The following is a 23,953-nucleotide window of genomic DNA, read 5'->3' as shown; positions in this document are numbered from 1 at the left end:
CCTCTTTCTTTTTATTTTAAGTCGTCCATTGCCACCATATCCATGTCGGTATAGGTGATATTTTCGCCACACATTGCCCAGATAAAGGAGTAATTACTGGTTCCAACACCCGAATGGATCGACCAGCTTGGAGAAATAACTGCCTGTTCTTCACTAACGACTAAATGCTTCGTTTCATCTGGTTTGCCCATCATATGGAACACTTTTGTGTCTTCGTTGGCAAAATCAAAATACACATATGCTTCCATCCGACGTTCATGGGTATGACTCGGCATCGTATTCCAAGCACTGCCTGGTTCTAAGATCGTGTACCCCATTTGTAATTGACAGCTTTCACAAACATTTGGGTGAATGTATTGATAAATTTTCCGTTCATTTAATGTCAAGCCCTCGCCTGTCTCCATTGGTGTGACTTGATCGATACTGATTTTTACATTTGGGTATTTCTTATGTGCTGGCACGCAAGATAGATAGAATTTCGCTGGATTTGCTGGATCATCTGAGTGGAACAAGACTTGTTTGGTTTCCTTGCCGATATAGTAACCGTCTTGTTTTTTCATTGGTTCTTTTTGGCCATCGATTGTGATCGCACCAGGTCCTCCAATATTGATGACGCCCAATTCGCGACGTTCTAAGAAGTATTCCACCCCTAATTCGCTGCTTAATTGCACTTCTAACGCTTCTTCCGTCGGTGTCACTCCGCCAAAGATCATGCGATCATTGTGGGTATAGGTCAGCATGATTTGTCCTGGTGTGAAAATTTTCTCTACCAAAAATTCTCTGCGTAATTCCTCGGTACTATAGTGACGAATATCAAGTGGACTATGGGTATAGCGTGTTTCCATATGTTGCATGTTTTATTCCTCCTATCGGATAATTTTTCCTGAACCTGTTGCAATAAATTCTTGTATCTCATTGGCGCTAAACTGATTACAGTCGCCATGGATCGTATGTTTCAAAGCAGATGCTGCAGTGGCAAAATCAATGATTTCTTGGTCTTGTTTCTTCGTGACAAGACCATGTAGGACACCAGCTGAAAAGGCATCGCCGCCGCCGACGCGATCAACGATTGGATTGATCTCATGGGTAGCAGAAACGACATAATTGCCGTTGTGCCATAGGCTTCCTGTCAATTGATTGTGACTTGCTGAGAGCACCTGACGACTAGTTGAATAAAAGAGCTGGATATTTGGGTATTTCCGATGCATTTCTTGATAATAGTAGTCATCTTCGACTTCCTCTGTTGGAGCTGATACATCCATAAAGACTTGGGCATCTAACTGTCCTGCCGAGCAATAATCGACATAAGGAAGCACTTCTTGCAAAAAGACGCGCGCTTCAGCGGTCGTCCACAGCTTTCCACGATAATTGATATCGAAACTGATTTTACAACCAGCTGCTTTCGCTTCTTTGATCAACGTCAGTAAAAGTGTCTGCCAAGTCGTTGAAAGAGCGGGCGTGATCCCTGAAAGGTGAACAATGTCAACCCCATCAAAAAGGTCAGATTGCCACTCATTTTCTTTCATTTGAGCAAAGCTAGAGCCTGCGCGATCATAAACCACTCGCGCTGCTCGTTCCCCGATACCGGTTTCAATATAGTAAGTACCTAGTCGGGAACCGCCACGAAGCAAGTGGCGACAATCGACGCCATAGCTTCGTAAATGATGAAAAACGGCGTCTCCTAAAGCATTCTCAGGCACTTTACTAGCAAAAGAAACGCGATGACCAAAATTCGCTAAGGAAATCGCAACATTGGCTTCTCCACCGCCATAATGGGCAGCAAACATCGAACTATGGGCGATTCGGTCGCCTAACGTTGTCGATAGACGCAACATGATTTCTCCTAGTGTCAGAATGTTTGCCATCTTACTTTCCTCGAATCTCTTTTAATTTTGCCGCATATTGTTTCGCTACTTCTGTTACTTTGTCAAAATCCCCACTTGCTGCTGGCGCTAACAAATTGCCCCCTACACCAACGGCTACGACACCCGCCGCAAACCATTCTTGCATGTTGTCTAAGCTGACACCACCGGTCGGCATAATGTTTAATTGTGGCAATGGCGCTTTGAAGGCCGAGATGATACTTGGTCCATACGCACTACCCGGGAATAGTTTAATGATATCTGCGCCTGCTTTTAAGGCGTCCTTCATTTCTGAAATGGTCATGCAACCAGGCAGATACGGGATTTGATATAAATTACATAATTCAGCTGTTTCTTGATCAAAGGTTGGGCTTACCACATATTGTGCTCCTGCCATGATCGCTAAGCGAGCGGTCACTGCATCAAGAACGGTCCCCGCACCAACGACTACCTCTGGATTATCTTTGAAGGTTGCTACTAATTCAGCGATTACATCTGCCGCTTGAGGCACTGTAAAAGTCAACTCAATGCCAGTGATCCCCCCTGCAACGATCGCTTTACTTGCTTGTAACGCTTCTTCTTTTGAAGCGCCACGCACAACAGCGATCACGCCGCTTTCTTTTAGTTTCATTAAATTCGCTACTTTTTTCATTGAGACCCTCCATTTATTTCCTATTTGGAAAATGGTATTTATTATAAAGAAACTTACACGTTTATTATACCGTTCTCGTTTTTATTTGCAAGGGCTTTCCACTAAAAAGTTTATAATGCTTGTTCAATTTGTTGTTTTGTCGCAATAATCGCATCGATCAATGTCGTTTTGTATTCTGGGGTCAAGCGGTATTTCGGTAGGCTGATAGAAAACGCCCCAACGATCTCCTGATCTTTTATCAGTGAGGCACCGATGCAATAGATTTCTTGTTCCATTTCTTCATCATCAAACGCTACTTGGTTTTCTTTTGCCTGTTCCAATTCTTTCTTCAACTTCAACTGGTTCGTAATGGTGTTTTCCGTATAAGCGGTTAAAGGCGTTGCTGCCAAATATTCTTCCACTTGAGGGGCATCAAACTCCGCTAAAACGGCTTTCCCCATGGCAGAGCTATACAACGGTCTTGTGATCCCTACTTTTGAAGACATGCGGATCGTTTGATTGTGGGGCTCCAATTTATTGACATAAAGAATCTCATTGGCAGTCAAGACCCCTAAGTGGATCGTTTCATCCGCCGTTTTCTGCAATGCTTCCAAGTAAGGCAAGCTGATTTCCACTAAATCAAGCTCTTGAATGTTTTGATTGGCATACTTGATCAGCTTAGACCCTAAGCGATAATTCTTCTCTTTGTCGCGTTTGACATAGCCGATCATTTGCAGCGTTTCTAATATTTTCAAAGCTGTGGATGGGGTTAGTTTCGTTGCTTCGGAAATTTCTTGCAATGGTTTACTTGGCGCTTCTGCGAGATAATCTAAAATGGTTGCTGCTTTTAGTAGTACGGTTCCATATGGTTTTTGCGTCATCATTTCTCCACCTTTATTTTCTATATAAGAAATTATAATATCTTTTTAGGAAATGCACAATCTTTTTTCCTATATATCAGCATGACGCGATTCCCATTTTACTTTCTGTCGTTATTCATTGTATGATGAAGACAAGACAAAGGAGTGCCGAACAATGGACTTAAATGTATTGATCAAAGGAAAAAAATTGACTGACAATGAGCTGCAAATTCTTGATTATTTGCTTGCAAATACCGCTGCGATCGATGGACTGCCCTTAAGAGAAATCGCTAAAGCGATCTACACTTCCCCCGCAACCATCGTGCGGCTTGCGCAAAAATTGGGTTTTTCTGGCTATCTAGAGCTACTTTACTTCTTAAAGAATCGCTTGAAAAATCAGACGATCACTGAAGCCGCCATCGATTACCAAATTGACGCTGCCAGTATTGCAGATACGATGGATGCGATCAAAGAAATCTATGGACGAAACAAGAACAAGTTTATTACGATTTATGCAACAGGTTTTTCTGGGATCGTGGCAGAATACCTCCACAAAAAAATGCTTGTCAACGGCATCAAAACCTTATTAGTCAGTGCTTCTGACTCAGGTGGGATCATTAGTAACAACATCGAGAACATCAGTATGCTGATCACCATCTCTAAATCTGGCGAAACACAAAAAGTGCTGGAAAAGATGGCATTAGCCAATGAACATCACATACCAACTGTTTTGTTTTGCGGGAACGGTGATCATCGCGCCAATCAACTAGCGACCTTTTCCTTTGAAGTGACCGATGAACGTCCCTACGACACCCAAAACATCCAGTACACTAGCTTCTTTGGTAAACTGCTCTTATTGATGGAATATATCGTCGACGCTTTTACCCATGTTGAAAAAGAAAACCAGCAACCCTAGTGGATTGCTGGTTTTTGCTTATGCTTGAAAATAGGTTTTTGCCAATTCTTGATAGAGCGCTTGGTTCTGCAGATCAGGAACAAATTTTTCATCTGGTTGATCTTGCCGCACAACAGAGCTTTTGTATAAATCATACAAGCCGAATATCGGTTCGTTTTCATCGGAAAGATAACAGGTCAGCCCCAACACATCCGCGGTCATTTGACCTAAAAGTTTTGTTTGAAAGAAACCACCACTTACAGTGACTGCCCCTTCCAACTGCGCCATTTGCTTTAATAAATCGATGTTCATCAGCATGCCTTCGATGACTGCCCGCAACATGTCTGAGCGATTGTGTTTCAGGGTCAAGCCAGAAAAGCCGCCTGTGATCTCATTTGTCCAAAAAGGTGCCCGCTCCCCGTTTAAATAGGGGAAAAAACGTAAGCCGTTACTGCCGATCGGCGACTCCTCCATGACTTGAGGCAGATAATGATAAAACGCATCAGGATCTTCTGATAAGGTCTCTTTTGCCCAAGCAAGGACACAGCCACCATTGTTTGAAGGTGCCCCTACGACATAGAGGTCATCTTGCAGATAGTAGCAAAAATTTTGTTTTTGGCGATCAAAGACGGTGGTCTCACTTACTTTACGAACCGCCGCACTGGTTCCGATCGTCAAGCTGTTGCGGATCCCAGTAGAAATATAGCCAGCATATGCTGCTAAACACCCATCGCTAGCCCCACACATCACTTCTACCTCAGGCTTCAAGCCACACCGCTGCGCCATCTCCTCGGTAATCAAAAAACGATCAGTCGGTGCACATAAAGGCGCTAACTGGGCTTTTGAAAGGGATAAATAATTGAGAATCTTTTGACTCCATTGCTTTTCTTTCAAAGAAAAAAGACCGGTCGCCGATGCGGTACTATAATCGATCCGTGCTTGTCCGGTAAACAACGCCATTGCTAGTTCTTTTAAGCCAAACCATTTCGTCTCTTTGGAATATGAACCATTCGTTTGAAAATAAGCCAGTTTCGCAAAGGGAGACATCGCATGGATCGGGGTCCCTGTCTCTTCATAAAACGTTGCCGCCAGATCCGTTTGACGAAAGGCCGTCATCGTTTGACTCGCTTGATTGTCTGACCAAATGTAAATCTCTTCTGCTGTCTCACCAGCCACTGGCATCAAACTGTGCATGGCGGTACTGAACCCGATCACTGTGATTGCCGCTTTTAATTGAGCGGGAATCGTTGTGACACCACTGATCAATTGGCTACTGATCTGGGTCGCTGATTGGGTCTGTTTTAACCCGTGGCTATGGGTTTTGATTGGTAATGACTGTGAGTAAATGATTTTCCGATCTTCAATGACCCCAAATTTTATGGCTGTCGTGCCGATATCAATCCCTAAAAACATCGCATTGCTCCCTCTCATCTGATTCAATTAGCTTTATTCTACCATAGTTAGTGGCATATTCTAGTATACCTGTCTGATCATTTTGTTGATAAGACGTTTCGTGGTGATTTTCTTCAGAGAATTATCCTTCCACAACAAAAGTAAATATCCACCCGTGAAACGGGTGGCTTTTTAACAGCCCTAGAAGGGCTCACCACTCGCTAGCCCCTTAAAAGGGGCTTTTTAAATGACCACCAACCGCTCACAGCCCTATCTCTCTTTAACTATTTAAATGGATCTACATACTCTTGTTTACTTATACTATCTCTTATTCGATCATCTGCTTCTTGTTCTCGAATATATTTTTCAATTGTTTTTTGATTTAACCCAACCGTACTCACGTAGTATCCTTTGGACCAAAAGCTTTTATTCCCATACTTATATTTCAAATTCGCATGTTTTTCATGGATTAAGGTTGCACTTCGTCCTTTTAAGTAGCCCATAAAACTAGAAATACTAATCTTTGGTGGTATTCTTACTAACATATGAATATGGTCAGGCATGGCATGAGCTTCAATGATTTCAACATCTTTCATCTCATACAATTTTCTTAATATCTGATTAATACTTACTCTTAACTTTCCATAAATCACTTTTCGTCGATACTTCGGGGTGAAGACTATGTGATACTTACAATTCCATCTGGTATGTGCTAAACTTTTATCGTCGTTAGACATAAAAAAACTCCTTTCGATCTGATATGCGGTTGGTAGCCACTATTAGTATATCGAAAGGAGTTTTTTATCGCTAAAGCTATTTCGTCCACGCGTAGAAACGCGCGGTTTTTTTGTTTCGTACGCTACGCGAACGAAACTGACTAAAGTCAATAATCAAAAAAGAGAAAGATTCTTGGAGAATCTTCCTCTTTCAGTTATCCAACCAGAGAATGTTTCGCAAATGTGAAACAAATCAAGACAATCCTGGCCAGTAATCACCATTTTCCGAGACCAAATCATCGAGCAACTCTTTGGCTACTTTTGCGCTAGGAATCGTTTTGGAAAGGCTTAACGCTTGCCACATTTTTTGATAGCTCTTTTCCACATATGCTTCGACCACTAATTTTTCCACAGTCACCTGCTGGAACATGAGCGCTTGTTGGAAGGCAGGAATTTTTCCTTGAGCGAGAGCTTCTGGTCCATCAGAACCGACGATACATGGCACTTCCACCATGGCATCATCCGGGAAGTTCGCAATCGCGCCGTTGTTTTCCACAATCATGACCATTCGCTCATGCGTATTAAAAGCGATGGCGCGTGCCAAATCAACGATAAAGGTTGCATGGGCATCAATCTCAAAGGCGATCCCTTCAGCAGAGCCTTGGGCAGTGATCTTTTTGGCATGATCGAACACTCGTTTTTCCCGTCCTTCCATCACTTCATTGGAACGCGTATACTCTGGATGTTCTTTCATGTGTTCGTAGACGTAATCTGGGTATAAATAATACTTCAAGTACGTATTTGGCAGATATTCTGGTGTGAGCGCCAAGAGGTCTTTGGCTTTTTTGTGGGTGTCTTGCCAACTTGGGTCAGTATGTTGGGTATCCACTTCGATCTGCGTCAAATAGCCGTGTTCTGCAACGTAGTCACGAATGGTTTGAATGTACTCCGTGCCTTCTTTGTCTTTGACGCTGGTCCACCAGCCAAAATGATTCAAGCCAAAGTAGCGAACTTCTAGTTCCTCTGGCTGTTTGCCAATGATTTGCGACATGCGACGCAACGTGCCCACGGGCATGTCACAGATATTCAGAACCTTTGATTTCGGACGCAAGACCCGACACGCTTCAGCTACGATTGCAGCTGGATTGGAATAATTCAGCATCCAACAATCGGGGGAATATTTTTCCATGTAATCAATGATCTCCAGCATACCAGTGATGCTGCGCATCCCATAAGCGATCCCTCCTGGTCCACAGGTTTCTTGGCCAAATACGCCATGACGCAAGGGGACTTTTTCATCTTTTTCCCGCATGTCATACTTTCCTACTCGGATATGCGCCATACAGAAATCGACATCGCTGAAGGCTTCTTCAGGATCCGTCGTAAACGAAAATTCGATTTGCGGTGCTTGTTCTTTTAATAAAATCGCTAGGGCTTCACCAAGGATCGCTTGGCGTGCTTCATCATTGTCGTATAGTTTCAGCTTTCTTAAAGGAAAGCGTTCTTGATTGTCAAGCAGCATCATAACGATTCCCGGGGTAAAAGTACTGCCGCCCCCTGCGATCACTACTGAAAAATTTTTCATCATTCAATCTCTCCTTCTCTTCCAAGATAATTTTCTAACTCTTCCCGCACTTTCGGCACGGTCAACCCATAGACGACATGGACATTTTCACCATTTTTGATCACGCCTTTGGCTTGTGTTTCGTCTTTTAGCAGTGCTTCATCCACGAGTTCAGGATCCTTTAGTTTTAAACGTAAGCGGGTATAGCAGTTGTCGATGGTTTTGATATTGTCATCGCCACCTAGCGCTTTGGTGATGATTGCTGAGATACTTGTTTCACTAGTTGGACTAGGGGCGGCTTGGTCACTCGCCATGACCCCGACACCTGCTCCAGCAAGTTGTTTTTCTTTGTACTCTTTCTTCGAATACAGTTTGGTCTCTGCCCCTTCTTCTTCACGCCCGACCGTTTTCAAATTCAGTTTCGTGATCAAAAAGCGGAACAAGAAGTAATAAAGAAAGAAGAAGACGACCCCGACGATCAAGTACACTGGCCAGCGAGTTTTCTCGATCCCTAAGGGCAAGTTGTACAAAAGAAAGTCGATGAAGCCATTCGGTCCGATGGCGCGAGAACCAAAGAGATTTAACGCCACCATGCTCAAGCCGCTAAGGGCAGAATGAATGACGAACAAAACTGGTGCTACGAACATAAAAGAAAATTCGATCGGTTCAGTCACACCTGCAATAAAGGAAGTCACAACTGCGGGAATCAAAATGGCTTTGACTTTGACTTTATTTTCTGGTTTTGCCGTTTGATACATCGCCAAACAGGCACCGATCAGTCCAAACATTTTTGAGATCCCACGAGCGTCCCAAATGACACTTTGCGATAATACGCGGACTGCTGGGTCAGCAATTTCCGCAAAATAAATATTCCGTGCCCCTTCAAAGACTTGACCGCCAACTTCTGCGACACCGCCTAATGAAGTATACAAAAACGGCGTGTAGATCAAGTGATGCAAGCCAGTTGGTATCAATAAGCGTTCTAGCGTACCATACAAGAAGATACCAAAGTTGCCCGTTTGTTGAATGATGCCGCCTAAACCGTCGATGCCAGTTTGTATTACTGGCCATACAAACGTGGAAACGATGGCTAATAACACGACGACCGGAATCAAGACAATAAAGACGAAGCGCGCGCCACCATAAACTTGAAAGGCATTGTTAAAGCTCGTATCGATGAAACGATTGTGGACCAAAGCCACGACGATTCCTAAAATGATGCCAAGAAAGACCCCCATATCCAGCACTTGGATCCCTAAAACGATCGCTTGCCCTGAACCTTGAAGCGCATCGGCTGGAACCAACATCCCCCGAAGCTCCATGAATTTGTTCATGGCATTTAAGAAGACGAAATATCCCAACAACGCGGTAAATCCCGCTTCAGCCTTTTTCTTATTGGCTAGCCCTAGAGCGATCCCAACACAAAAAATAATGCCTAAATTGGTTAAAATCGGTAATAAGGAAGCGGATAAGATACTACCAAAACCGGTGGTTATCGGATTATCCAAAAAAGGAAACTGCTCAAGCAAGCGGACATTTGTAAACACATTCCCAACGGCAATCAATATCCCTGCGATCGGCAAAATCAAAACGGGCACAAACATTGCCTTGGAGAATTTCTGCATCGCATCCATCACTTTTTCTTTCATTGAGGAAACTCCTTTGTAGTTGATTTGTAGGTTCATTATAGGAAACATTTGTTACTAATAGAATAGCAAACGCTTTCAATTCAATGCGTTTCAAAGATTGGAACATGTTTCATCCATGACAAAGTACATTAAAAAGTGCATTATCATGGTTGCTTAAGCTCTCCCTAAAAAAATGACTTGGATTATCGTTTGCTAAGAGTTGATAAAAGACAAGGAAGAATATAAACTTTTAGTTATCCCAGAAAAACCAATTGCTAATAGTACCACTAGTCCTTTGAGCAAAAAAAGAAGCTGCAACTAGCTGCAGCTTCTTTTTACTTTATTGTTAAGGAACAAATGAAAGTTCCCAGAGGATCGTTGCTGTATATCGTGTGGCTTGAGGTGCTGCACTCACTGGCACCTCCAGTTTCACACTTTGATCCATTGTTTCTCGATCGCCAAAGCGCTGGACCCAAGTGCCTCTACCTTCGTTGGCATTTGCTTGCGCAATCACTTCAGCCTGTCCAACAGTCAGGGTTGCTTGCGGTTTATACGTAGGGGGATCAGACGCATTTTCTCGAGTCGTTGCTACATCGATATTGTTTAACAAAATTCTAGCACCATTCAGTTGATGCCCTTCATCACTTTCAAAAGGGGTTCGTAAGGTTGCACGGAGGGTCCAACCAGAATTTTCCCGCCTCCGATCCGAAACTTGCACATAATTAGGGCGTAGATTATCATTTGGATCAGCCGGATGAAGCAATTTCTGCGGCAAGGCATCATAGGTCGTCGTTTCTGACCGAATGCCAACTGTCCCAAACTGGAATTGGGAAACAAAATCCAAGCTGACAAACCCTTGTTCTTCATCAATCTCAGGCGGATTCTCAGGGTTTACTTGCGTATCCGGGTCAAGAGGATCTACTGGTTGCGGAGTACTTTCTAAACCATACACCAGCCAGTATTCTTGTTCATCTCGGGTGACTCTTGTTTCCAGCGGCTGACCGTCCCGCTCGTAAAGATATTAAAAATAAGGAATCTCCTCAGGCAGTATATCAACCGATTCATTTACGAATTCTCCTTGATAGGTGGGTTCCCTCAGTGCTACCCCTTCTTCATCTATGTGATTGATCTTGATGTTCGATGGCACGCGATCAAATAAAAAAGTCACCTCCTGATGGAAAGGCTGCGGCATAATGTCAAATGTATCTGGGTCAAAGTATTCTGCTTCATACTCAACACCATAATAGTCATACCCTAACTGATAAGGTTCATCGCTTTCTCGATTCTTGGGGTCCAGTGTATGAAGGAAACGTAATGGCAGTTCTAATGTTTCAGTTGGTAAAATATCCACCCCTGTCTCTCTATCTCGATAATTCACATGGACGGTTCCGGTACCAATGTAGTAATTCATCTCTTCAAAATAAAAGGTATGACGATCACTTCTCGCCCCTGTACTACCAGATATTATAAAAGCCATTGCAGAAATATCAGCGGGTTGCCAATCACTGATATCACGTCGCCAAGTCCGATCTCTATACGTAACTTGAAACCAGCGGCCTTGACTATCTGGCCTGTACTCAATCAAGATCGGGTCATTTGCTCCATTCCTAACACCCGTTCTTGCTGCTGGAGCGTCATTTCCCATATATGTTTCCAGTAACAATGGCGTCCTATGATAGATAAAGCCAGCAAAAGGTGCTCCACCGACGGCTATAGGGTCCCTTTCAACAATAAACCTATTCTCGTCAAAAAAACCTCGAGTATCATTATAGTTATTGTCTAGCTTAAAAGCAAAAGCATCCCTCAATCCTCCAATTCCAAACGCATTGCCTTCGTGACCTCTTATGTGAGTCTCAGAATTGTGAAAGCCAAACGCCATCCCATCAGCACCATTCAGTTTAGCCCCTATATTAGCTCTACCTTTAAGCGTAAATGGCTGATCCAGACTAATTCTGTCTTTTAAGGTAACATAACCGACTGACCAAGTGATATCTTCTGTCAAGACTAATAGCCCAGTTTCTTCATTGTAAGTAGCAGTGCCTTGGACATCAAAGTGTTCTCTAAAATTGTTTTTGTCAATCGTCACTTCGACCATCTGATCACTTCTATCATCCACTTCCGCCTCTTTTGCTGCCTCATCCGAAGCCTCGTCTACTTCTTCCTCTGGTGCAGCTTCCGCAGAATCATTTTCATCTTCGTCTTGATCAATATCTTCAATCACCGTGTTTTCAACTATCAGAAGCCGTTGTGACGCAGAATCGGCAACGATGATCTCATATTCTCCGATCGTATCCACAATAATCGGTAAGACAAAGGTGGTTTGTGGGGTCTCGCTGGTCAGCTGCCACACACCTTCGTTTTCTGTTTCTACAGCAGTTAGCCCCTCAATCAATGATTCCTGATCGATGATTACTTGTTCAGGCAAAGCGAGGTCCACCGTTTCAAGGGCATCTTCTGAGTAGAAGATAAAATCTAGTACATGATCGACTTCTCCTTGGATCATTTCTTCTGGAAAAGAAATTTCTCCGATTACGTCTTCAGCTGATTTTTCCTCTTGCTCATTCTCTGGGGTCCACGAAAAAATCGTCTCGGCATTCATGATCGTGAACGTCGTAATCAGTGGGAGTAAGACAAGCAAAACCAGCAATCCTTTATTTTTTTTACGAAAAAATGAGTTCATCCCATTCACTCCTAAATGTCATTCTCTTGTTTGTTTAATGGACGCTATCCCCAGTCAGGGGATGCAACTTTTCCTTTTCGAATGATTTGTTTTAACATATATAAGTCAAGCGCGATAATTAGCAAAAGACCGCCTAGGATCACCCAATCCAATCGCTGAACGGTGTTGGTCTGAGGCAGTTGTCCCCCCGGCTTCACCGTGTCTTGCGGCGGACGTGGGACTGGTCCTGTTGGCGGTGACGGTACTGGGGGATCTAGCGGTTCATATACTCCTGTAAACTGTACGGTCCCATCTGTTTCGGTTGATCGCAGCTCATTGCTGAAGCTTGTTATTGGAAAGCTGCATGCGACCCATAAGACGAGAAAGCCTTTTAGAAGTTTTGCTCGAAAAGGCGCACCTTTGATGTTCATTCTCCCTCCTCCTTTTATAGAATTCACTTCAAAAACCATCGTTTTTGGGATTATAAAAGGATTTGCAAGAAATACAGGAGAAAACCATTTTAAAGCATGGTTTACCAGCCTTATTAAAAATATCGCTCAAAATAAAATAACACGTCTCAAAAACGATGGTTTTCAAACATGTTCTATTTATTATATCGTTGTTTGACTTTTGATAAAATTCACATTCTTCATCGAATGGTGAATATTGTGAATCTTCGTTATCTTTCGTGGCTCATTCCTTCCAAAATACTCGTCATTCTATAAAAATCTAGTGAAAATGACACGAATCCAAGTCATTTTTACTGCACACTTTATCTCACCCCTCATTTCCCCTTGCTTGTCACTTTACTTTTTTTCATACAGCAAACTTTTCAAGTCGACTTTTAACGATACCTAAACCTATTTTTTTCTCTTTTTCCTAATAAAAAAAACAAACAGCCGAATCATTCCATCAAAGGAATCCCTTTTGATGGAATGAAGCTGTTTGTTGATTTACATGTGAATAAAGAGAAAAATCCGTTTACAATTCTTCTGCTGTTAACGAAAACTGACGAACCGTCTCTGATAAAGCTTCCACTAAGAAAAGACAAGGGATTTGCGTCGTCAAATCTTCATACTTGTTGATGCGTTTTACATCAACTGAATAATCCAAGACATAATCGGACATTCGTCCCAGAGTGCTATTGGCGTCACTGGTGATCGCTACCGTGGTGAAGTCTGGATTGTTACGAAACCCATTGACGACTTCAATGATCTCGGTAGTCGTTCTCGTGATGGAAAGGACGACGATCATATTATCCGAAGTATGCTTCAGCTTAGCAAAAATGGGGTACGTATTATCCACTAATGCATAGCTATTAAACCCAATCGTAGCAAAACGGCGGGCAGCGTATTCACACATGGAACCAGAGGCACCGATGCCATAAAAAATGATGTTGTCGCATTCCAACATTCTTTCTGCGATCCGACGAATCTTTCCTTCAATATCTCGCGGAAAATGTTCAGCATTCAGGACATTCATGCTGCTATAAAAACTAACGGCATCTAATTCAGGGACTTTAAACTGGGTACGAAACTCCGTAAAACTTTCGTACCCTAATTTACGGATAAAGCGCATGACCGAAGAAGCTGAAGTGTGGGATTCAAGCGCGATCTCCCGGACAAGCATGTAAGGAATTTTATCACTTTGGCTGGACATGTAATGATAGATTGCACGATCGGTCTCTGATAACTCATTGAAATCGATTTTTCCAAAAAAAGACATGTTAAACGCTCCTATTTTTTTGTTCTCCTATCAATGTACCATAAGCAGGCAGAAACATCACAACTGTTTGACAAGGAACAATTCCATCGGCTGTTCAAATCCAGGACTTGTCAAAAGTAACCCACCGGCATCTTGGTAACCGAGTTTGCGATAGAAATGCTGTGCCTGCTCGTCGACTTGTGAGGAAGTCAAGCAAAGAGCATGGCCAGCTGCTTTTTGCTGTTGTTCCCAATAAGTAACCAACCGTTTCCCGAGTCCCTTGCCTTGATGCGCTTCTGCGATCACTAACATGGTACAAAAAGGAATCGTGTCCCAGAAAAAATTGTAGCGTAGCAACCCTACTGGCTGGTCGTCTGCAACTACAACATAAGCAGTTTTTTCCATTATCTTTTTGGCGAAGACTTCCGTTGGTAAGTGAGTATCCAAAGAAAACCAAAATGCTTGATCTGCAGCTACTGCCGGTCGAATCGTAATCACTGATGTTTCGTCCCTTCCTGCTGTCTTTTTTGTCTTATCTTAGAAAAATGATCTATTTTAGTCACTTTCCGTCTTTTCGTATTCAGAAAGCAATGCTAAAAAGGCGTCGCCATACTTATCCAACTTGTTTTGGCCAACTCCTTTGATCTGTAAAAACTCGATCGGTGTTTTTGGCTGGACTTCTGCCAGCTCTCGCAGTGTTTTATCAGAAAAAACCACATACGGCGGCAAATTTTGTTCTTGTGCGAGATTCAATCGTAAGGTGCGCAGTTGATCGAATAGCTCATCGTCCACCACTAACTGTTTGACTTTGGTTTGTTTTCTATAAACTTTTGCTTTTCCAAGCAACACATCAATCCCCGCATTAGTCACACTTAACAACGGGTATTGCCCTTCAGACGGCAAAAGATACCCTGATGCTGTTAAATAATCGATCAGCTGATTGACTTCCTTTTGGGACCAATCTTTCATTAATCCATAAGTTGGTAACTTTTCAAAGCCCCACTGTTTGACTTTTTGATCGCCTGAGCCAGTTAGCACTTTCCCCACCAGGGCTTTCCCAAAGCGTTCGCCCATTCGTTTCACACATGACAACACTTTTTGTGTATCCACTGTGATATCCACTTGTTCTCTTTCATCAAGACAATTGCTGCAACGACCGCAATCGGGACCATCTTCTCCGAAATAACGCAAAATATAGCGCTGCAAACACAATTGGGTATGTCCGTATTGGCTCATCTCCCGCAACTTCAAGTATTCGTTTTGGCGATAAAGAATGTCTGATTCGGATTGATCGATAAAGAATTGCTGGATCTGCATGTCTTGCGGCGCATAAAGCAAGATCGCATCACTGGGTTCCCCATCTCGTCCAGCACGCCCTGCTTCTTGATAATAAGACTCCAAATTACCTGGTATCTGGGCATGGATCACGAAGCGGACGTTGCTTTTGTTGATTCCCATTCCGAATGCATTGGTGGCTACCATCACTTGCAGGCGGTCATAGAGAAATTCTTCTTGGAAAAAGGAGCGCTCTTCTTCTGAAAGCCCGCCATGGTAATATCCGACTGACACGTGTTCATGCTTCAACAGGTGATAGATTCGTTCCACTTCTTTACGGGTGCTGGCGTAAATAATACCTGATTGTCCTTGGTTCATTTTCAAATACGTCGTTATGTAGGTATCTTTTTGATCCTTGACGACTTGAAAAGCCAAATTTTCCCGCGCAAAGCCGGTCTTGACTTGATTTTCAGCTGGAATCGAAAGTAAATTTTCGATATCTTCGGCAACTTTGGGCGTAGCTGTTGCGGTAAGGGCTACGATCGTGGGCTTTTGTTCCCAATTGTCGATCGTTTCGGCGAGCCGCAGATAGCTCGGGCGAAAATCGTGCCCCCATTGGGAAATACAGTGGGCCTCATCAACGGCTAACAAAGCGATCGGCATCTGCCGCAGCGAATAGCGAAAAGCTTCTGAGTCCAGACGTTCTGGAGAAACGTACAGCAGCTTGATTCGTCCTTGGCGAGCTTCTTGCAAGCGTTGATTGATCTGTGCTCCGGTCAACGAAGAATTGATGTAAGCAGCAGGGATCCCCATATCAATGAGGCTGTCTACTTGATCTTTCATTAAAGAAATCAAAGGGGAAATGACCAAGGTGACCCCATCCAGCAAGAGCGCTGGCAACTGATAACAAATCGATTTCCCGCCACCAGTAGGCATGATTCCCAAAACATTTTGTTGTGTTAAAATAGATTGAATAATCGTCTCTTGACCTTCACGAAACTGTGAATAGCCAAAATGTTCTTTTAAGACTGTTTGAATAGTTTGCATAATACCCTCTTTTCCATTTCCTTATTATACGCAATTAAGTACGCAAAGAAAACGGCATTAAGAGAACTTTCGCTTTTTATTCGCTTTTCATTGAAATCAACCAAAGGAGTCTTCTACTATGAAAAAAGTTGTGATTATCGGCGGTGGGATCATTGGATTGACCCTCGCCAATTATCTTGATAAAACCAAATTTGACGTGACTGTCGTTGATTCCCTTATCGGACAAGCAACGTCTGCTAGTGCTGGCATCATCTCCCCTTGGCTCTCCAAACGCCGCAATAAAAAATGGTACCAGCTTGCACAAGACGGTGCCGCGTTTTTCCCACAATTGGTGCGGGATTTTGCATTAGATGATTCCATCTATGCCCCCTGTGGCACGTTGGTGGTGCGTCCCGAAAACGCGCTTCAGGAGCTGGCAGATCTGGCTGTGAGTCGCCGCAAAGAAGCCCCAGAAATCGGCGAGATCGATTTGCTGACAGGACCACAAACCAAAGAGGCACTGCCATTATTGAAGGAAATGTCCTCATTACGGATCTCAGGAGGTGGTCGTTTAGATGGTCGTGCTTATCTTGCGCACGTAAAAAGAGTTGCCTTACAGCAGCAAGTCACTTTTATCGAAGAAAAAGCCGAGATTTTAAGAAAGGACAGCCATTGGCAAATCAAAGCAAAGGATCAACTCCTTGAGGCAGAGGTTCTTTGTCTGACAGCTGGACCTGGATTGTTAGACTTGTTATCACCTTTGGGGTATCACGTTGATATTCGTCCGCAAAAAGGCCAATTGCTTTCCTTTGCTGCCAACTTGCCGACAGATAATTGGCCAGTCGCCATGCTAGAGGGTGAAGGCGACTTGATCCCCTTCTCAAATGGACAAATTTTATTAGGCGCTACGCATGAAAATGATGCTGGTTGGGATCTGACGCCTACGGAAGCTGCCAAGCAGCAATTGATGACAGGAATCGGTGCTTTTCTTGAAGATCCCGAAGCACTCTTTGCCACACCTGTGACCATGCGCGTTGGCACACGTGCCTATACTTCTGATTTTGCGCCGTTCTTTGGGGAAGTGCCTGATGAAACGAATTTGTTCGCCGCCAGTGGACTTGGTTCTTCTGGGTTAACGACCGGGCCTTATATCGGTTATCTCCTAGCCAATCGGATCAATGATGGACGATCTCAACCAAAAAACTTCTTGAGCTACACAAAACCGATGACAGAATATATCAAGAAGCGTCTTTGACAGAAGACTTAAAAACCACCAGACCCTAGCGGTTCTGGTGGTTGTCATTGATAGTCTTGCAAAATTACGATACAGTCTTCTAGCTGATCGCTAAACATATTCTCCTGTTTCCCAATAATCGAGTAACATTTCATTGATGATCTCGCGATCCAATGGTTCTCTGAAATCGTCATCAAAGGCATCTTCAATTGGAACGTCGCCAACAGCTTTGATACAAACTGGAACGACGGGATCTGGGTGATCTTCTGTGGTCAACACTTTTTCAATTTTGATCTTATGTGTCCAATCTGCCCCCATATCATAAATGTAGGTCATGGACTTGCAATACTGAAAATCTTGGTCAATACCGGAAGCATCCGTTGGTACGGAATTGCCTAAGCCGATCGATTTCGAACCGGCAATAAACAAGTACAAATGTTGATTCATCCACTCAAAGGCAATCTGGATCAAAATATGCAGCTGCTCATAAGTCAGCCCTGCAGGAATGATCAAACGACGCCAAATTGGCGGACGGTATCCTTCTAAATCAATACGGATCTGATAGGCGACTGGTCTATTCGCCGCTTCATCAAAGGCCGTATGTTTCGTTGGAAATGGGACGATTTTTGGCGAGATTGCAGCAATACGCGGGTCATCAACGGGCAATAGTTCATGTTCTTCAGGATCGGTGTCTTGAATCATCGCTAACATCGCTTCTTTCTTTTCAGCTGACCAAAACTGGGGTTTGGACATCCGTGCGAAAAAGATAGGTTGTTTTTCAGCCAATACAAAGGCGATTTCTTGGTATTGTGATTTGGTGATATGCTTTTCTTTATACATGCAGTAATAAAAGTCTTCAATGGCTGTTTTGGCAAACGGAAGAAAATTTAAACTGTACGGTACTTCTTGAGGCAGCATTTCGGTGTACACCGATTCGACAAAGACTTTGTCTTTTAATTTAGTCATGCCACCATCTGTTTCCGCGCAAAAGATCAAGTAAAAAACAGGATCTAAGTAGTGTTCAAGATCGTCGTCACTAACCACACTTGGTCCGCCATACAAATCAACGTGATCCATCATACGGTCAATCACTTTCGCTAATTTCTTCAATGTTTTTTCCAAAAAAATTCTCGCTCCTTCCTATCAAGTTTACTTTGACGAAAAGAGCGAGGATTGTCAATCTTTTTTTTAATGGGAAAGCATTTCCTGTGCAATTTCTAATCCGCTCATCCCAGTTGGATAATAGGTTGGCCAATGATCCATTTCTTCTAATAAGGCTTCATGACTATCATTGCCGAAGTAGATATGGAAATGATGGGACGCACTTGGTGCGATCATATGGTCGCTGAATTGGATGTATTTGAATGCCGCATCTTCGTCAGTGCTTTCAAACAAGAAACGTACGCCACGATTACCAGCGGAATAGTTCAAAATCTCTTTGCCAGTATACACATAATTTGCTTCTTTCTTCGTACCATCATCGAAGATAAACGTCATTGTATTGTCTGTGATCTTGATCTGAGCAACATCTGTTTGATAACCGGTCGTATAATACTCTTTGTATTCGTCAGCCGTCATTTTCTTGTCCATTTTTGCTTTATAATCAAACACTTGGTCTAATGTTCCGTCTTGTAAAAATGGATACACGGATTGCCATTCTCCTGCCCAATCAGATAAGGGACGATCTTGAACATCTGCATCCTCGAAATAGCCGTTATAAACCGTTTTTTCTTTTTCGGCTTCCGCTATTTCTTTGTCATTTGCTACATCGGTCGTTTTTCTCAAGGCATCACGGTTTTGTTCCATGATCGAAATATAGTCTTCCCCGTTATCCATTTGTTCTTGGGTCAACCCTTCTAATGGATTCAAGACAGCCAGTTCGACACCTGCTTCTGAAGCTAACGTTCGTGCAATGCTGTCTTTGGCATTTTCTTCAAAGTAAATCGTTTGGATACCTGTTTCTTGAACGAACTCTTTTAGTTCTGCGATTCGTGAAGCGGAAGGTTCCTCGCTTGGTGAAAGACCAGAGATCGGTACTTGGGTCAACCCGTATTCCAATGCCAAATAACCAAAAGCTGCGTGCTGGGTCACGAAGTGATTTTGCGCTGGATTGCTAAACGCTTCTTCATAAGACGCATGAAGCTCTTGTAACTTCGCTAAATAATTCGCAGCATTTTCTGCAAAGGCTGTCGCTTTCTCTGGATAAGCCTCACTTAGTTGGTCACGGATCGCCTCTACTTGTTTCATGGCTAAGCTTGGTGCTAACCAAACATGGGGATCCAATTCATGGGAATGACCATCATCGCCATGATCGTGGTCATGATCATGATCCTCGTCTCCTGGAAGTAAGACCATTCCTTCTGTGGCTTTGACCACTGTCACATCGCCATCATTTAACGTAGCTTCAATCGAAGGAACCCACATTTCCATGTTTTCATTGTTGTAGACAAAGACATCCGCATCTTGGATCTTTGCCATGTCCTTTGCAGAAGGTTCGTAGTCGTGGGAATCAGTGCCTGCGGGCATCAATAATTCGACCTGCCCTTCCTCCCCTACGACTTGGCGTGTAAAATCATACATCGGATAAAACGTGGCCATGACCTGAATTTGTTCATTCTCAGAAGAGGCGTTTCCTGACTGCTCCGTAGCGTCAGAACCACCTTGACCACAGGCAGCCAATGCGAGGGCTACTGCTGATAACATCGTTATTTTAAAAAACTTCTTCATTTTCTAACTACACTCCTTTTATTTTTCCTCTTTTTCTTTCCCTTGGTAAAATACTGATAAATCAATTACGATTTATAAAAACAAAACGTAACGTTTACGTTTTACCATCGGTTTTATACTTTACACAACTATTTGCAACCTGTCAACCGCTTTTTCACTTGTTTTTTTATATGTAAAAACCTTCATATGTACCACCACAGATATCAGTGAAGAAATTTTCTTGAAAGACCTGCTCTGCTGATTTTTTTTCAATCGTCGAACATCTCTTTTTATTGTCCTTTGCTGGGTCCTGTGCTACACTCGAGGGGTAATTGAATAGAAGATTATCCACTAGGGGCGCTTTATGCTGAGATAGACGTAAGTCTGGTCCCTTAGAACCTGATTTGGTTAGTACCAACGTAGGGAAGTGGCAGCGCATGATTTTTCGCGTTCCCATTTTTTCTGTCTACGTGTGGATAGAAAAAGGAGGAACGCTTTTTTTTGTAGACAGAAAAACCATCGAGAGGAGAAGAGAAAATGACAAATGAACCAATCGCCTGTGCCGCAGGCGGGATCGATATCACTGGGTGCCGAGTAAGTTTGTACCCCATGAAAGACCACTTCGCGCAACAAATCGTAGCGAGCATTGAGCGGACGGATACAACAGCTGTTTGGCAGCAAACCGATCTGTTCAGCACCCTTTTCCGAGGGGAAGCCCCAAGTGTTGTCGATGCGGCAGCTGGGCTATTTATCAACGCTTACGAATCCAAGACACACCTCGTGGGTGAGTTTACTTTTTCTAAGGGCTGTCCTGGCGATTCTGCAGGTGACGCGTTTTTGAATGGAGAACAGGCACAACCCAATAAAGCAAGCAATCTTATGAATGGTACGTTTGACGTGGATTGTAAATACTCGTTTTATGTATTTGGGGAAAACAATTATATGGAAGAGATCGCCACCATCGTCCAACTGGCAGAAACCTATGGTTTGGCTCCTCGCTCCGCCCATTATGTCACGATGCTGACGGGAACGGCCAGCCAACTCTTTGCGTATTTTGAAGCGGCATTAGCGTATACCCATGACCATCTTCCCCATTATGTGTTAGAAGCAACGGTCTCAGTCAACAGTCCTTCCAAAAAGAAGGCGGTGACGCATGACTAAATGGGTCTTAAAAGATGTCATTATGGTGGGGATCGCTTCGTTGATTTTTGGCGTGATCTATTTGGGCGCTGTTCATTTTGGGCTGTTGTTAGGTACGCTTTTAACCCCCTTTGGTTTGTCTGTTTTAGCGAATGAGTTTATTTTCGGGGTTTGGTTCATGGCAGCGGCTTTTGCTGGCTATGTGCTGCGCAAACCGGGCGCAGCGACGATCACTGAGATGATCGCCGCACTTTTAGAAGTGTTTATGGGGAATTTTTATGGACCGATTATTTTTATCAGCGGGTTTGTACAAGGGATTGGAACAGAAGCTGGCTTTGCATTAGGTGGCTACCGTCGCTATGGCTGGTTCCCTTTGATCACTGGTGCCATTGGCGCCACGATCACGAGTTTTCTTTGGGGGATCATTCGGTCAAATTTCGTTGACTTGCAATGGCAGTTGTTGGTGGTGATTTTTATTATTCGCTTGCTTTCTTCTTTATTCTTTTCCGCCTTTTTGGTCAAGATCGTCTGTGACCATCTGACACGCATGGGCGTTCTCAACAGTTACCCGATTGCTGAAGACCAAACCATTAGCGCCAAACGAGAAGCGGCATGAGCCTGCTCGTGAAAAACGGCTGCTTTTTCGTGGATCAAAAACGGCTTGATCTGACACTGTCTTTAGCCCCCGGAGAAACAAAAGGAATCTATGGTGCTTCAGGAACAGGAAAAAGCACTCTTTTCCACCTCTTAGCGGGGCTTAACGAGAAAGGGTTTGAAGAAGGAACCTATACGATCGATGACCGAATGCTAAACCAGCTTTCCATTCGAGAAAGAAGCACGTCGATCAGCTTACTGTTTCAAAATCCAGATATGCAATTTTGTATGGCCACGCCTCGAGAAGAACTACTATTTTGTCTTGAAAATCAATGTATTCCCCAAGCCGACATGCCAAAAAAAGTAGCGGATGCCTTGACGTTTTGCGAGATCAGCCATCTTGCCGATCAGCCCTTTACGACCTTGTCTGGCGGTGAGAAACAGTTAGTAGCATTGGCTTGTTGTCTGATTTTAAAGAGTCGCTACTTGCTTTTGGATGAACCATTTGCCAATTTGGACGCCGACACAAGTCAAAAAATCATTCGAAAACTGCGACAGCTCCAAAAGCAACATGCCATTGGCATCTTACTGATCGACCATCAAATCAAAGAAACTGCTGACTGGGTTTCTGAGTGGCTGCTGATTGAAGAAGGATTCAGATCCGTCGATCAAGAAAAGATGCGCACACTCGATCAGGAGTTGCGCAGGTCACTAGCGCCTGTTGAGATCAAGAAACTTTCTGCAAAAGGGCGGCTATCTTTTCAAGATTTTCGCCTGCCGATCCGTAACCAAGCGATTGTTTTTCCGAATCTTACCTTTGATAGTGGGACAATGATTGGGCTTACCGGACGTAGCGGCAGCGGCAAATCTTCGTTTTTAAAAGCGATCTTGCAGCAGCAGGCGTACTCAGGAACCATTCGCCTGTGCGGGGATCCAATCAAGAAGCATCCCTCCCCTTTTCGGTCCATCAGCTGGATCATGCAAAATCCGCAGGACCAGTTTTTGGCTGCTACAGTGGCACAGGAGCTTAGTCAAGGACGTGCAGCGACCGAGAGTGACAAACTGCTGGAAAAATTGCGACTACAAAACAAGAGCACTCAGTCCCCTTTTCTACTCAGCCAAGGCCAGCAAAGACGCTTGGCAGTAGCAGCTTTATTGCAGCGACCAGTCAAATTACTGTTGGTGGATGAACCGACCTATGGCCAAGATGTCAAGCAAGCTTGGCAGGTCATGCAGCTGTTAGCCGAAAAAGCCGCAAGCGGCACCTTGGTTTTAATCGTTAGTCACGATGTCTTATTATTGGAAGCATTTTGTTCACAAATCATTGATTTTAATCATTATGAAAAGGAGGACATAGATGCGCACCCTCAACCCGACAGTCAAGTTATTCGCCATTTTAGGACTCGCCTTACTGGTTTCTTTTCAAAATAATTTCAGATTGAATCTGCTACTCTGTGTCCTGTTCTTTGCTGTTTCTGTAAACGAACGCTCTTTGAAAAAAAGCCTTTTGCTTGTTTCTGCATTGACCTTGGCAGCTGTGGGGGTCTTTTTCACCGGACTCCTTTACTACCAGGACAACCAAGGTGGCTCCTCCTCAGCAGCAGCTATGCGCTATGGACTTGACATGGCAAGCCGTATCTATTGCTTTGGTATGTTGGGTAGTTCTTTCAGTGTATCGACCACGATCAATGAGCTGATTTATTCGCTGCAGCAACAGCTGCGACTCCCCGCCGTTTTTGCCTATGGTCTGCTCGCTGCGTTTCAAATTGCGCCCATCATTCCAGCCGAGTATCAGAATATCCGTAATAGCATGCGTTCTAGAGGAATCCCCGTCAATCTATTTTCATTCAAGATGCTGATCCCTTTACTGGTCAAATCGATTCGTTGGTCTGAGCTCTTGGCGACTGCGATGCTTTCAAGAGGATTTGACAGCGAGGCAAAGCGAACCTACGCCAAGTCATTTCGCATCACTTTCGCCGATATGCTCTTTCTATCTTTTTGTCTGATAATCGGCCTCGCTGGAACACTGCTCTTATAAAGGGGAAAAAGAGAAAAAGCCAAAGAAAC

20 protein-coding genes, 1 pseudogene and 1 riboswitch are annotated in these 23,953 nt (G+C 43.6%); of the genes and pseudogenes, 6 read left to right on the top strand and 15 right to left on the bottom strand.

The window, feature by feature from the left end; all coding sequences use genetic code 11:
* Positions 1-11 precede the first annotated feature (11 nt).
* The 4 genes from kduI to IGJ05_RS01645 form a co-directional block, all read right to left on the bottom strand.
* Positions 12-854, bottom strand: coding sequence for a 5-dehydro-4-deoxy-D-glucuronate isomerase (gene kduI, locus IGJ05_RS01660; protein ID WP_005229915.1), 843 nt, complete (start codon positions 852-854; stop codon positions 12-14).
* A 12-nt stretch (positions 855-866) separates the two neighbouring features.
* The gene (locus IGJ05_RS01655; RefSeq protein WP_167822030.1) at positions 867-1,865 is read right to left on the bottom strand and encodes a sugar kinase; all 999 of its coding nucleotides are present in this window, start codon (positions 1,863-1,865) and stop codon (positions 867-869) included.
* 1 nt (position 1,866) lies between these two features.
* On the bottom strand, positions 1,867-2,514 hold the full coding sequence (locus IGJ05_RS01650; RefSeq protein ID WP_005229908.1) for a bifunctional 4-hydroxy-2-oxoglutarate aldolase/2-dehydro-3-deoxy-phosphogluconate aldolase: 648 nt from the start codon (positions 2,512-2,514) through the stop codon (positions 1,867-1,869).
* A gap of 110 nt (positions 2,515-2,624) precedes the next feature.
* Positions 2,625-3,377 carry an IclR family transcriptional regulator gene (locus IGJ05_RS01645; protein WP_016610978.1) on the bottom strand — a complete coding sequence of 251 codons (753 nt, stop codon included), beginning with the start codon at positions 3,375-3,377 and terminating at the stop codon, positions 2,625-2,627.
* 151 nt (positions 3,378-3,528) lie between these two features.
* Between IGJ05_RS01645 and IGJ05_RS01640 the strand changes: the two genes are divergently transcribed.
* Positions 3,529-4,269, top strand: a complete 741-nt coding sequence (locus tag IGJ05_RS01640; RefSeq protein ID WP_266167098.1) for a MurR/RpiR family transcriptional regulator — start codon at positions 3,529-3,531, stop codon at positions 4,267-4,269.
* An 18-nt stretch (positions 4,270-4,287) separates the two neighbouring features.
* On the opposite strand, the gene IGJ05_RS01635 is transcribed toward IGJ05_RS01640, so the two are convergent.
* The 9 genes and pseudogenes from IGJ05_RS01635 to recQ form a co-directional block, all read right to left on the bottom strand.
* Positions 4,288-5,661 (bottom strand): gluconokinase, encoded by a 1,374-nt coding sequence (locus IGJ05_RS01635; RefSeq protein WP_266167097.1) that lies wholly within the window; start codon positions 5,659-5,661, stop codon positions 4,288-4,290.
* Between the two features lie 263 nt (positions 5,662-5,924).
* A complete protein-coding gene (gene tnpA / locus IGJ05_RS01630; protein ID WP_010750015.1) occupies positions 5,925-6,377 on the bottom strand; it encodes an IS200/IS605 family transposase in 453 nt (150 codons plus the stop codon).
* Positions 6,378-6,609: 232 nt separating this feature from the next.
* The gene (locus tag IGJ05_RS01625) at positions 6,610-7,941 is read right to left on the bottom strand and encodes a 6-phospho-alpha-glucosidase (protein ID WP_034858513.1); all 1,332 of its coding nucleotides are present in this window, start codon (positions 7,939-7,941) and stop codon (positions 6,610-6,612) included.
* Positions 7,941-9,569, bottom strand: a complete 1,629-nt coding sequence (locus tag IGJ05_RS01620) for a PTS transporter subunit EIIC (RefSeq protein WP_115232480.1) — start codon at positions 9,567-9,569, stop codon at positions 7,941-7,943. Before IGJ05_RS01620 ends, IGJ05_RS01625 begins: the two co-directional genes overlap by 1 nt.
* A 325-nt stretch (positions 9,570-9,894) precedes the next feature.
* Positions 9,895-12,228 (bottom strand): annotated as a pseudogene (locus tag IGJ05_RS01615) (lectin-like domain-containing protein).
* Between the two features lie 44 nt (positions 12,229-12,272).
* A complete protein-coding gene (locus tag IGJ05_RS01610; protein ID WP_225001066.1) occupies positions 12,273-12,638 on the bottom strand; it encodes a hypothetical protein in 366 nt (121 codons plus the stop codon).
* Positions 12,639-13,188: 550 nt separating this feature from the next.
* Complete coding sequence (locus tag IGJ05_RS01605; RefSeq protein WP_266166396.1) at positions 13,189-13,932, bottom strand: MurR/RpiR family transcriptional regulator; 744 nt, start codon at positions 13,930-13,932, stop codon at positions 13,189-13,191.
* Positions 13,933-13,989: 57 nt separating this feature from the next.
* Positions 13,990-14,409, bottom strand: coding sequence for a GNAT family N-acetyltransferase (locus tag IGJ05_RS01600; protein WP_266166394.1), 420 nt, complete (start codon positions 14,407-14,409; stop codon positions 13,990-13,992).
* 57 nt (positions 14,410-14,466) lie between these two features.
* Entirely contained in the window at positions 14,467-16,233 is a 1,767-nt protein-coding gene (recQ, locus tag IGJ05_RS01595) for a DNA helicase RecQ (protein WP_266166392.1), read from the bottom strand.
* Between the two features lie 118 nt (positions 16,234-16,351).
* Between recQ and IGJ05_RS01590 the strand changes: the two genes are divergently transcribed.
* Positions 16,352-17,467, top strand: a complete 1,116-nt coding sequence (locus IGJ05_RS01590; RefSeq protein WP_317725849.1) for an NAD(P)/FAD-dependent oxidoreductase — start codon at positions 16,352-16,354, stop codon at positions 17,465-17,467.
* A gap of 90 nt (positions 17,468-17,557) precedes the next feature.
* Here the strand turns inward: IGJ05_RS01590 and IGJ05_RS01585 are convergent, their stop codons facing one another.
* Both IGJ05_RS01585 and IGJ05_RS01580 read right to left on the bottom strand, forming a co-directional pair.
* Positions 17,558-18,568 carry a plasmid pRiA4b ORF-3 family protein gene (locus IGJ05_RS01585; protein WP_015509935.1) on the bottom strand — a complete coding sequence of 337 codons (1,011 nt, stop codon included), beginning with the start codon at positions 18,566-18,568 and terminating at the stop codon, positions 17,558-17,560.
* Positions 18,569-18,634: 66 nt separating this feature from the next.
* On the bottom strand, positions 18,635-20,173 hold the full coding sequence (locus IGJ05_RS01580) for a zinc ABC transporter substrate-binding protein AdcA (protein ID WP_270290214.1): 1,539 nt from the start codon (positions 20,171-20,173) through the stop codon (positions 18,635-18,637).
* Between the two features lie 322 nt (positions 20,174-20,495).
* Positions 20,496-20,595: riboswitch (TPP riboswitch) on the top strand.
* A 94-nt stretch (positions 20,596-20,689) separates the two neighbouring features.
* Between IGJ05_RS01580 and IGJ05_RS01575 the strand changes: the two genes are divergently transcribed.
* From IGJ05_RS01575 to IGJ05_RS01560, 4 genes are read left to right on the top strand one after another with little or no spacing between them, the layout of a single operon-like run.
* A complete protein-coding gene (locus IGJ05_RS01575; protein WP_266166385.1) occupies positions 20,690-21,313 on the top strand; it encodes a YkoF family thiamine/hydroxymethylpyrimidine-binding protein in 624 nt (207 codons plus the stop codon).
* Positions 21,306-21,908 (top strand): ECF transporter S component, encoded by a 603-nt coding sequence (locus IGJ05_RS01570; protein ID WP_010749530.1) that lies wholly within the window; start codon positions 21,306-21,308, stop codon positions 21,906-21,908. Before IGJ05_RS01575 ends, IGJ05_RS01570 begins: the two co-directional genes overlap by 8 nt.
* The gene (locus IGJ05_RS01565; protein ID WP_266166384.1) at positions 21,905-23,317 is read left to right on the top strand and encodes an ABC transporter ATP-binding protein; all 1,413 of its coding nucleotides are present in this window, start codon (positions 21,905-21,907) and stop codon (positions 23,315-23,317) included. Before IGJ05_RS01570 ends, IGJ05_RS01565 begins: the two co-directional genes overlap by 4 nt.
* Positions 23,244-23,924: an energy-coupling factor transporter transmembrane component T gene (locus tag IGJ05_RS01560; protein ID WP_051095383.1), complete on the top strand. Its 681-nt coding sequence runs from the start codon at positions 23,244-23,246 to the stop codon at positions 23,922-23,924. Before IGJ05_RS01565 ends, IGJ05_RS01560 begins: the two co-directional genes overlap by 74 nt.
* Positions 23,925-23,953 lie beyond the last annotated feature (29 nt).

This window comes from Enterococcus sp. AZ167 (assembly GCF_051714025.1).
In the GTDB taxonomy this organism is placed as follows: domain Bacteria; phylum Bacillota; class Bacilli; order Lactobacillales; family Enterococcaceae; genus Enterococcus_D; species Enterococcus_D casseliflavus.
The sequence above is the reverse complement of the archived record's forward strand: the minus strand, read 5'-3'. Positions and strand labels throughout refer to the sequence as shown.